Consider the following 11,098-nt stretch of genomic DNA (forward strand, 5'->3'; position numbering starts at 1 on the left):
CGCCGGGCGCTCCTCAACCAGCGGGGGTCGTCAGGCCGGGTCGGCGGTGAAGCGGGCGTCGACGGCGGCCTCGATCACGAGCTCCTGCGGCGCGAACTCGGTGGGCGATGCGCCGCCGACATCGGCGACGGCCCGCATCATCATGGCCTTCGGCATGGGCGGACCGGGGTGCACGGCGAGCAGGCCCTGGTCGGCCAGCTCGACGGGCGTGGGCGCGCCGAGCCCGAGCGCCGACGCGTAGACCTGCGCCTTGGTGACGGCGTCGGCCACGGCCGCGCGCTGCGCGGTCTCCTGCACTCGGCGACGCGTCGCCTCGGTGAGGCGCCAGTCGATGCCGCCGATCGTGATCTCGTCGGATCCGGCCGCCTCGCCGACCCACTCGCCGATGCGGGAGAGGTCCGTGAACACGACCTCGACGTCGGCGCTGGCCTGGTGCACGACCGGAAGCTGCCGGCCCTCGTTGTTCCACGGGCGGTACGACCACACGCGCAGCTGCCCGGCCGACCAGGTCTCGAGCGCGCCGGATGCCTCGAGCTCGCGCACCTCGGCGAGCAGGCGTTCGTGGGCCGCGCTCGTTCGGCCGTAGACGTGCTCGCGTGCGGCGCCCGAGCCGCCGACCGACAGGGTGACGGCCCCGAGCTCGGGAGCGATGCGCTCCTCGGCCCGTCCGGTGACGGCGATCGTGGTCGGCATGTGGTCCCCTCTCGACGGCGAGCGGCGGGCGATGTGATGCGTCCGCGGCCGCACGCGGGCGCGGCCGACCTCAGCATACGTGCCGGGGCGGACCGCGCCGCCGAGCCTCAGGCGGGCTGGCGCGCCGGGAGCACGCCCGCCGCGTCGAAGAGCCGGTCGAACACCGCCATCCGGTCGAACTGCAGTGCGTACGCGCGGGCGCGCTCGGCCCGGGCGGCGCGCTCCTCGGCCGGCAGCGCGAGCGCCTGGTCGATCGCCGCAGCGATCGCGTCGGGATCGTCGACCGGCACGATGAACGCGTGGTCGCCGACGGCCTCGCCGATGCCGCCCGTCTCGGTCGTGATCACTGCGCCGCCGCCCGCGAGCATCTGCTCGGCGAGGGCGATGCCGAAGGTCTCGACGAACTCGGGGCGCGGCTTGCTCGGCAGCACGTAGGCGGCGCAGCCGGCCATGAGGTACGGCTTCTCGGCGTCGTCGACGTCGTCGAGGAAGAGGATGCGGTCGGCGAGCGGCGAGGCCGCGGCGAGCCGCTGGAACCACGCGGCATCCGGCCCCCGACCAGCGATCACGAGCTTCAGCCGGGCGTTCGCGGGCGTGCGTTCGAAGCCCGCGATGAGGTCGTCGACGCCCTTCGCCCTCGTGAGGCGCGAGAGGAAGAACACGTAGCCGCCGCGCTCGAGGCCGCGTGCCGCGAGTACGCCGTCGACGAGATCGGGATCGAGGTCGAGGTACTGCGACGTGTCGATCGCCGGGTACGAGATGCGGATGCGCTCGCGGCACTGTTCGGCGAACCGCGTGCCGTGGAAGGCGTCGATCTCGGATGCCGCGGCGACGATGAGGTCGCGGGTGTACTCCGAGACGGCGACGCAGTGGTCCTGCGCGAGGTAGCTCGAGAGGATGTGGGCCGCGGCCCCGAACCGGCCCTCCTCGACGCACGAGCGGACGACGTTCGTGACATCCGACCCGACCGCCTCGGCGATCGTCGTGACGTTCACGGGCAGGCCCGTGCTCCACGCGGCGCGCACCGCGTCGGTCACGGCGATCGTGTGCGGGCTGAGGTAGAGCGAAAGGCACACGGTGGGCACGCCGTCGGTGAAGAGCTCGACGAGTCGGCCGGTGATGCCGGCCAGCCAGCGGCCGTCGGGCACCTTGTAGTCGCCGACGGGCTCGGGGCGCTCGACGATGATGCCCGCGCTGTAGGGCAGCATGCGGTCGAGCGGCTTCAACGGGAGGCCGGTGGCCTCGAGGCGGTCGATCGGCCAGGTCACGATGCGCACCTCGTCGAAGCCGCGTTCGAGGGCGGCTTCCGCGAGATTGCGTCCCTCGACGGAGTGGCCGCAGATGACGGGATCGGCGCGGTTGACGATCACGAGGCGGATGCGGGGCTTGGTGGTCATGGCTCGTCCTTCCGGATGGGTGGGCGATGGGCTGGTCGGGCGGTGGTCCGGGTCGTGCGGTGGGCCGGGTCGTGCGGGCCTCGCGGCATCCGTGCTCAGGGATCGGACGCCGAGGGCGGCCGGCCGTCGCGGCCCCACGCGCTCGGCTCGGGGCCCAGCTCGATGCGCAATCGGCCGCCGCGGTGCACGTCGTCGCCGCGCAGCCACGTGCGGTCGAGCGGCACGCCGTTGAACGTGGCGGACTGCACGTACTGGGGCGGGCCGTCGCGCTCGGGCTCGACGAATCCGGTGGTCTCGATGCGCAGCTCGCCGTCGCCGAGGCGCAACTCCGACTCGGCGAACGACGGCGCGTTGACGAGGAACAGGTTCTGGCCGGCGACGGGGAACAGCCCGAGCGACGCCCACACGTACCAGGAGCTGAGACCGCCCGAGTCGTCGTTGCCGGGCAGGCCGCCACGGCCGGTGCCGAACTGCTGGTGGACCCCGGCGTGCACGACCTCGGCGGTCCGGTCGGGGCGTCCGGCGTACTGGTACGCCCACGGAGCCTCCATGTCGGGCTCGTTGTTGAGCCCCTCGAATCGGCCGAGCGCGTACCCGTTGGCGAGCTCCTCGAGTCCCGGGCGGATGCCCGGCTGGCGCACGGGCTTGGCTCCGTAGCCGAAGAACGCGTCGAGGAGGCGCACGAAGGCGTCGTCGCCGCCCGCGAGGCCGATGCGGTTGCGCATGTCGTGCAGCAGCCGGAACGAGTAGTTGTGCCGGCTGCCCTCGTAGAACGTCGAGTCCTGGAGCAGGCCGGTGGCGTCGTCGAACGCGTTCACCCAGCGCGCGGCGAGGGTGCGGAACTGCTCGACGAGGGCGCGGTCGCCCACACGTTCGGCGACGCCGGCGGTGCACCAGTACCCGTAGGCCAGGTCGAGCGTGTGGCTGATCGGATGCGCCACGCCGCGCAGCAGGAAGTCCTCGCCGTACGTGCGGCGCAGGTCGGTGTGCATGTGCACGAGTGCCCACTCCCAATCGATGCCCGGCAGGCCGAGGGCGCACAGGTCGGCGAGGAAGGTCTGCGCGAGCGCACTGCCCTGTCGCGAGAAGCGGTCGCTGCCCCGCGCCATGCGGTAGCCGATGGGGAAGTTGCCCTCCTCCTCGCAGATCGTGAGGAGCGCCGTTCCGAGCTCGACCGCCCGATCGGGCATGAGCGCGGTGATGAGCGGCAACTGGGTGCGGTAGATGTCCCACATCGTGGAGAGGTCGTAGACGAACGGGCCGTCCGACGGCCAGAACGGGCTCTCCTCAGGAGCGAGGCACGGCTTGATGAGCGAGTGGTAGAGCGCCGTCGAGAACACCGTCTCGCGCTCGGCCGACGGCGTGTCCACGGTGATCGCCTTGAGCTGGCGGCGCCACGCCTTCCTCGTGCGGTCGCGGCGCTGGGGGAACCGCGCCGGCCCGACGCCGCAGTCGCGCCGGAGGTTCTCGCGGGCCTGCTCAACGCCGCGCAGCGAGAACCCGATGCGCACCTCGACCGTCTGGCCCGCGTCGCTCGGTCCCGCCCACATGAGCCCGAACGGGCGCAGCGTGGTCGGACGGATGTGGTCGAACGCGAGTCGGGTGCCACCCGGCATGAGCCGGCGGTCGTACCAGAGCATCTGCCGCCACGACCGCGCGTCGCACTCGACGTAGACCGCGAGCGGCGCGCCCTCCACGACGATCTCGCCCTGCGCGATCCCCGGGCCGATCGACTCGAGGTGCGCGCGCAGTGGGATCGTCTCGCCGTGCGGGATCGCGAGACCGCCGAGCGAGAAGTCGATCACCACGCGGGCGTTGCGGTTGCGCGGGAAGGTGTAACGGTGCACCGCGCTCTTCGGCCCGACGGTGAGCTCGGCACGGATGCCGCTCTCGAGCGTCGCGGCGTAGTACCCCGGCTCCGCCTCCTCGTCGACCAGGCGCCAGGTGCGACCGAGCACGTCGAGCGGCTCGAGCATGGGCGTCACCCGGAAGTAGTTGTAGTACTTGCGGATCGCCCCCGTCCCCGACTGCTGGAAGTGCGTGAAGCCGGATGCCACGGCGTCGTCGTGGATCGTCGTGGGCACGCCCTCCGTGCTGAGGTCGTAGCGTCCGTAGCCGGTGGGGTAGGCGCCCGAGTACGCGCACGCCGAGACCATCCCGAGCGGAGAGGTCGCACCCGGATGCGTGTTGCCCACCTGCGGCTTCGGCCACCACCACGTGGCCGCGATGCCCGTGGGCGGCGGCAGGTCGGTGACCTCCGTGCCGATGAACGGATCGACGCGGCCGATCACGCGGCTCCCGAACTTCCCATGCCGGGACGCTACGGGCATCACGTGGGCCGTGGGTTACGGTCGGATGAACGATTGCCGAGCGCCGACCCGCGGCGTGGAATGACAGTGACGCCCGGTCCGTTGTATCCTGTAAGGCCGCGGACACCGAGTGCTGAACTCGGAGGATGCGGGACTTGGAAACTCCACAGCGTGCGACAACGGCCCTCCGAACCGGTTCCGACCGGCGCGGTGCCACATGGGGATGATCGGTTTCGACATCGCCTGTGCGCCCACGAGAAGCGGGCCGAGGATGCAGGGTTATCTCGTGAACGCTCCCTGCGAAACAATAACTGCCAATAAGAAGCAGTCTGACTTCGCCCTCGCTGCCTAAGCGAGGCCGATAGTCCGTCAGTCCGGGTTCGTTCCCGCCCCGGTCACTGGCGTCATCTAGGGAACTCGCTGCGCGTCGTCGCCTGAGCGACGTGCGGGACTTTCTTCAGGCTGGGCCCGTCGACTCAGATGCCTGTGGCAAGAGTCGGGGCCGAGCAGAACGCCTCACAGGATGCGCCCGGAGAAGGCGTGGAAACTCAGCGATGGACGGGGGTTCAATTCCCCCCATCTCCACCACCACTGCTGTTGTCGCACGATGTGGACCGAACGGCCGCCCGAGAGGGCGGCCGTTCGTCGTCTCGGCGTTCGTCGTCTGGGCGTTCGTCGTCTGGGCGTTCGTCGTCTGGGAGCCCGACGACGGACGGGGGAGGTAGCCTGCCGGTGGCGCGACCGCCGCACCGCCGAAGGAGCCCTGGACGATGACGTACACCGCCGACCCCGCCCGCTACGACCGCATGCCCTACCGGCGCGTCGGGGCATCCGGACTCAAGCTGCCGGTGCTCTCGCTCGGGCTGTGGCAGAACTTCGGCGATGACCGGCCCCTCGACGCGCAACGCGAGATCGTGCGCCGGGCCTTCGACCTCGGGATCACGCACTTCGACCTCGCGAACAACTACGGCCCGCCGTACGGCTCGGCCGAGGCGAACTTCGGCCGCGTGCTCGCGACCGACCTCGCGCCGTATCGCGACGAGCTCGTCGTCTCGACCAAGGCCGGCTGGGACATGTGGCCGGGGCCCTACGGCGTGGGCGGCAGCCGCAAGTACGTCACCGCATCGCTGGATGCCTCGCTGCGACGCCTCGGGCTCGACTACGTCGACCTCTTCTACCACCACCGACCCGACCCCGAGACGCCCATGGAGGAGACCGCGGGCGCCCTGGCGTCGATCGTCGAGCACGGCAAGGCGCTCTACGTGGGCGTCTCGTCGTACTCGGCGGCCGACACGCGTCGCATGCACGAGCTCCTCGCGGAGCGCGGCGTGCCCCTGGCGATCCACCAGCCCTCGTACTCGATGCTCAACCGCTGGATCGAGACCGATGGTCTCGTGGATGCCGCGGGCGACCACGGCTTCGGCATCATCGGCTTCACTGCGCTCGCCCAGGGCCTGCTCTCCGGCAAGTACCACGAGGGGGTGCCAGAGGGCTCGCGTGCGTCGACCGACGGATCGCTCGATTCGGAGGTCATCACCGAGGAGCTCGTGGAACGCCTCAGGGGGCTCACGGCCATCGCGGAGCGCCGCGGCCAGTCCCTGCCGCAGCTCGCGCTCGCCTGGGCGCTCCGCGACGAGCGGGTCACGAGCCTGGTGCTCGGCGTGAGTCGCGTCGCGCAGCTCGAGCAGAACGTGGCGGCGCTCGACCGCCTCGACTTCGCCGCCGCGGAGCTCGCCGAGATCGACGCGTTCGCGCGCACGACCGAGGGCGTCGACCTGTGGGCCGAGCCTCGCGAGGGCGGCCCGCTGCCGGTGCTCCGCCCCTGATCGAGGGTCATTTCGGCTCCGATTGCCCCGTGAACGAGGCACGATCGGGAGTGCCGATCCATGCGCGCCGATGGACATATGGCGACCGCTGTGCATAAGCTGTAAACGCAGCGACGGAGTCGCGTTTCGCACGATGGAGTACGGAGGAGACCCATGTTCGCCAATCTCAACGGGTGGCACGCCCTGATCGTCGTGGTCGTGATCCTGCTGCTGTTCGGAGCCCCCAAGATCCCTGCGCTGGCGCGCAGCCTGGGCCAGTCCATGCGCATCCTCAAGACCGAGATACGCGACGAGGGCGAGAAGCCGGCGAGCCCGCAGGCGACCGTCGCCCAGCCCGTGGTCAAGGACGCCGACGCGGCCGCCTGAGCCGTCCCCCACCGTCATCCCGGAGGTCCGTTTCGGCCTCCGGGACTGCGGCGTGCCCGGCGTCAGCGAGGCGTGTCCTCACTTATGACGACAACGATTCAAAAGTCAAAACCGGAGACTCGTCTTTTGCTTGACCGCCTCCGAACAAATGCCGTAGTGTCCGAAAAAGCGTGATCCGCTCGGTTCACGTGAGGCGCTCGGCCGGTGCGAACTGGACGGCGTCGAAGGCAATCGGGGCTCGATCACTCGGGCCGCGGCTGCACCCCCCAACACATCAGTGCAAAGGAGCATCATGAGCGATCTGATCGATCGATCCGACGATCCGCAGCTGGGGCGCAGCCTCGGCCTGTCCCGGCGCCAGCTGCTCGCGGCGACGACGGGCATGGCCGCGGCGGCTGCCCTCGGTGCGGCGGCGATCGGCGGGAGCCCCGCCCAGGCCCTCGCCCAGGCGGCCGGTGCCGCCAAGGCCGCCCCCGGCAGCAACGGCGTCCTCATCCCGCCCGGGAAGCGGGGCATCATCCTGTACACCGTTCGCGACGCGATCAGCCGCGACCCGAACACGACCGACCTGGCGTCGGGCTTCAAGGAGGTGTTCCAGGAGCTGTCGCGCATCGGGTACAAGCAGATCGAGTTCGCCGGCTACGGCCAGCACGCGAACGCCGAGGGCGGCAACGTCAACAACGTCGCCGGTGCCCAGCTGATGCGCAAGTGGCTCGACGACAACGGACTCGAGGCCGAGGGCAACCACGGCTCGATCCCCGGGTCGATCACCGACGCCACGCTGGCGCAGTTCGACGCCGCCTGCGAGATCGCGAACATCCTCGGCTTCGGGCACATCGGCACGGGCAGCGACCCGACCGGCAGCGCCTACCTCGCCGACTGGCAGGCCGCGGCCGACCGCTGGAACATCCTCGGCGCTCGTGCGGCGACCCACGGGCTGAAGCTGTACACGCACAACCACGACGTGGCGTACAGCTTCCTGCTCGACAGCGGCCCGAACGACGCGGCCGGCCGTCCGACCCGTTCGAGCGGCGTCCGCCGTCTCGAGTGGTTCCTGGCGAACACCGACCCGAACTACGTGTACCTGGAGATGGACATCTACTGGGCGCACGTCGCGCAGTTCAAGCACAAGGTGTTCACCGCGCCCGACGGCACGGCCGTGACGAACATCTTCGACCCGGCCGGGCTGGTCGCCGCCCAGACCCAGCGGTTCCCGCTCTTCCACGCCAAGGACGGCAAGAGCAACCCGGCCACCGCGAACGGCTACGACATGGTTCCGTTCGGCCAGGGAGACATCGACTACACGACGTTCTTCCAGCGTATGGGCGCCAAGGGCTACCACAACCCGATGTGGGAGCAGGACACGGCACCCGGCGGCGCCGCCAACCCCGGCCAGTCCCTGCAGTTCGCGCAGGTGGCCTACGACGGGATGGCGCGCCTCCGCGGCTGACCGAGTCGATGACCACGCGACGCGTCGCGTGGAACCCCGGGGCCGGACCGTAACCCCGGCCCCGGGGCATCCGCACCACCACCACACCCCTCTACCAAGGAGACATCCATGTCCACACCCCGGTTCCGCCTGGGCGCGCTCGCGCTCAGCGGACTTCTGGCGGTGACGGCGCTCGCGATGAGCCCCGCCACCGCCTTCGCCCATGACGGCGACGATCACGGCGACGAGATCGCCGCCACCACCTGGGCCAACTACGAGAAGGTCACCCTGACGAAGGACGTCGGTGAGCCCATCGACCTGGCCGTGCTGCCCGACTCGCGCGTGCTGCACACGACGCGCGGCGGCCAGGTGCGCCTGACCGACCCGTCCCAAGGCACGACCACGGTGGTCAACACCGTCGACGTCTACGCCAACTCGGAGGACGGCCTCCAGACGATCACCCTCGACCCCGACTTCGAGGAGAACGGCTGGGTCTACCTCTACTACGCGCCGCGCACCATGACGGCGCCGTATCCCGCCACGACGCCCACCGGCTCGGCGCCGAACTCGCTGCCCGCGGGCGCCGACGCGAGCTACTGGAACCAGTGGAAGGGCTACAACCAGCTCAGCCGCTTCAAGTGGAACGCCGCGACGAGCTCGCTCGACCTCGCGACCGAGCAGGTCATCATCAAGGTCGAGGTGAACCGCGGACAGTGCTGCCACGTCGCCGGTGACGTCGCCTTCGACAAGGACGGCAACGTGCTGCTCTCCACGGGTGACAACACACCCGCGAGCGCGCCCGGTGCCAACGGCTACGCGCCGATGAACGACCGGGCCGGCTTCAACCCCGGCTTCGACGCACGTCGCGGGGCCGGCAACACGAACGACCTGCGCGGCAAGATCCTCCGGGTCGACGTGCAGGACGACGGCTCGTACACGATCCCGGCCGGCAACCTGTTCGCGCCCGGCACCGCAGGCACACGCCCCGAGATCTTCGTGATGGGCGTGCGCAACCCGTTCCGGATCGACTACGACCCGGTGACGAACGCGGTCACGTGGGGCGACTACGGCCCCGACGCGGGCACGGCGAACGTGGACCGCGGCCCGATGGGCTACGTCGAATGGCAGTCGACCACCGTTCCCGTGAACGGCGGCTGGCCCCTCTGCCATGGTCCCAACGCGAACTACAGCAACTGGGACTACGAGACCCTCACGGTGCGCAACTGGTACGACTGCACGGCGCCGGTGAACCCGTCGCCCTACAACACGGGCTTGCAGCAGCTGCCTCCGGCGACCGCTCCGCAGCTCTGGTACGGCGACCAGCCGACGCACCAGCCGTGGCCCGAGTTCGGCAGCGGCGGCCAGGCGCCCATGGGCGGCCCGACCTACCGCTACGACGAGGAGAACGAGTCGGCGACGAAGTTCCCCGAGTACTGGGACGGCAAGGCATTCATGGCGGAGTTCTCGCGTGACCGCGTCTTCGCGTTCTCGCAGGACGACCCCGACGGCGAGGTGACGAGGATCCAGGACTTCCTGCCCAACTCGGCGCTCACCGCGGCCGGCATGCCGGTCTGGGACAACGTCATCGACTTCGAGTTCGGTCCCGACGGCTCGCTCTACGTGCTCGACTACGGCGACGGCTTCTTCCGGCCGAACCCCGACGCGGGTCTCTACCGGGTCGACTACACCGTGGGCACGAAGGGTCCGCGCGCCGACCTCACGGCCTCGGTCACGTCGGGCCACGGCCCGCTCGCGGTCGACTTCTCGGCCGCCGGCAGCACGCACCCCGACGACCTCGCGCTCAGCTTCGCCTGGGACCTCGAGGGCACCGGGACGTTCACCGACGGCCCCGCCCAGATCAGCCACACGTACACCACGGACGGGCAGTACACGGCCCGCGTGCGCGTGACCGACAGCGGCGGCCGGGTCAGCCTGACCTCCGTCGTCATCACGGTGGGCAACACCGCCCCGATCGTCGAGATCATCACCCCCGAGAACGGCTCGTTCACCGACTGGGGCGACAAGGTCGCCTTCGAGGTGAAGGTCACCGACCCCGAGGAGACGATCGACTGCAGCCGAGTGCTGTGGAGCTACGGCCTGGGCCACGACAACACGCACGCGCACCCGCTCTTCACGGGCAGCGGATGCACCGCCACCATCGAGACGCAGTCCGAGGCAGGGCACGGTGAGACCGAGAACATCTACGGTGTGATCGGCGCCTCGTACACCGACGCCGGCACCGCGACCGCGCCGGCACTCCTGGGCGATGCGGTGACGCTGCTCAACCCGCGTGAACTGCAGGCGGAGCACGCCGACGCGCGCAGCGGCATCGAGGTCGTCGACGACACGACCGCGCACGGCGTTCGCAAGGTGGTGTCGTTCGACGCGGGCGACTGGATCGCCTACGACCCGGTGAACCTCATCGGGATCACGGGCGTCGAGGCTCGCGCCATCGGCACCGGCACCCTCTCGCTCCGCTGGGGCGCGGCCGACGCCGACGCCTTCCTGACCATCGACGTCGCGAACACCAGCGGCGCGTGGAAGGAGATCTCCTCGCCGCTGCTCGAGGTGCCCGAGGGCACCGACCGGCTCTACGTGACGAGCACGGGTGGTGTCGAACTCGACCAGCTGGCGTTCACCACGTCGACGAGCGACATCCGTTCGCTGCTCGCCGAACTCAAGGCCGACGGGCGCATCACCAACGGCGCGAAGCAGTCGTTCGGTGACACGCTGGCCGAGATCGACGCGGCACTGGCCGCCGGGAACACCACCCTGGCGATCAGCAAGCTCGAGTTCATCGTCAAGCAGGTCCCCAACCGGATCCGCACCGACGCCGACGCGGCCGCCCTGGTGATCCGCGCCGCCCAGGCGGTGATCGCCGACCTCAAGCAGCTGACGGCATAAGCCCCGCCCGACGGACGGGCCCCGGTTCCTCGGAACCGGGGCCCGTTCTCGTGCGCCCGGATCCGGGGCCCTTTGCCGGGCGCCCGGAACCGGGGCCCGTTCGTGTGCGCCCCGGATGCTGCGTTGCGGTGTCTGCGGGCCGAGCATCGGGCTGAGTCGGGATGCCGAGCGGTG

General features: G+C 70.4%; 7 protein-coding genes and 1 other RNA gene. 5 read left to right on the forward strand and 3 right to left on the reverse strand.

Annotation, left to right across the window (positions count from 1 at the left end):
- Window positions 1–30 precede the first annotated feature (30 nt).
- The 3 genes from ACWGO8_RS15555 to ACWGO8_RS15565 all read right to left on the reverse strand — a co-directional run bounded on the left by ACWGO8_RS15555 (window position 31) and on the right by ACWGO8_RS15565 (window position 4,381).
- Window positions 31–693: an SIMPL domain-containing protein gene (locus ACWGO8_RS15555; protein WP_452043931.1), complete on the reverse strand. Its 663-nt coding sequence runs from the start codon at window positions 691–693 to the stop codon at window positions 31–33.
- 107 nt (window positions 694–800) lie between these two features.
- The gene (locus ACWGO8_RS15560; RefSeq protein ID WP_452043932.1) at window positions 801–2,090 is read right to left on the reverse strand and encodes a glycosyltransferase; all 1,290 of its coding nucleotides are present in this window, start codon (window positions 2,088–2,090) and stop codon (window positions 801–803) included.
- 95 nt (window positions 2,091–2,185) lie between these two features.
- Window positions 2,186–4,381: a glycoside hydrolase domain-containing protein gene (locus tag ACWGO8_RS15565; RefSeq protein WP_452043933.1), complete on the reverse strand. Its 2,196-nt coding sequence runs from the start codon at window positions 4,379–4,381 to the stop codon at window positions 2,186–2,188.
- 237 nt (window positions 4,382–4,618) lie between these two features.
- On the opposite strand from ACWGO8_RS15565, the gene ssrA reads away from it, so the two are divergent.
- From ssrA to ACWGO8_RS15590, 5 genes are all read left to right on the forward strand, one after another.
- Window positions 4,619–4,987, forward strand: a transfer-messenger RNA (tmRNA) gene (ssrA, locus tag ACWGO8_RS15570).
- 182 nt (window positions 4,988–5,169) lie between these two features.
- Window positions 5,170–6,225 (forward strand): L-glyceraldehyde 3-phosphate reductase, encoded by a 1,056-nt coding sequence (mgrA, locus tag ACWGO8_RS15575; RefSeq protein WP_452043934.1) that lies wholly within the window; start codon window positions 5,170–5,172, stop codon window positions 6,223–6,225.
- A gap of 153 nt (window positions 6,226–6,378) precedes the next feature.
- Window positions 6,379–6,591 carry a twin-arginine translocase TatA/TatE family subunit gene (gene tatA, locus ACWGO8_RS15580; RefSeq protein ID WP_452043935.1) on the forward strand — a complete coding sequence of 71 codons (213 nt, stop codon included), beginning with the start codon at window positions 6,379–6,381 and terminating at the stop codon, window positions 6,589–6,591.
- Window positions 6,592–6,883: 292 nt separating this feature from the next.
- Window positions 6,884–8,041, forward strand: a complete 1,158-nt coding sequence (locus ACWGO8_RS15585) for a sugar phosphate isomerase/epimerase family protein (protein ID WP_452043936.1) — start codon at window positions 6,884–6,886, stop codon at window positions 8,039–8,041.
- 108 nt (window positions 8,042–8,149) lie between these two features.
- Window positions 8,150–10,924, forward strand: coding sequence for a PQQ-dependent sugar dehydrogenase (locus tag ACWGO8_RS15590; RefSeq protein ID WP_452043937.1), 2,775 nt, complete (start codon window positions 8,150–8,152; stop codon window positions 10,922–10,924).
- The last annotated feature ends 174 nt before the right edge of the window (window positions 10,925–11,098 follow it).

It is taken from the genome of Agromyces sp. NPDC055661 (genome assembly GCF_053618135.1).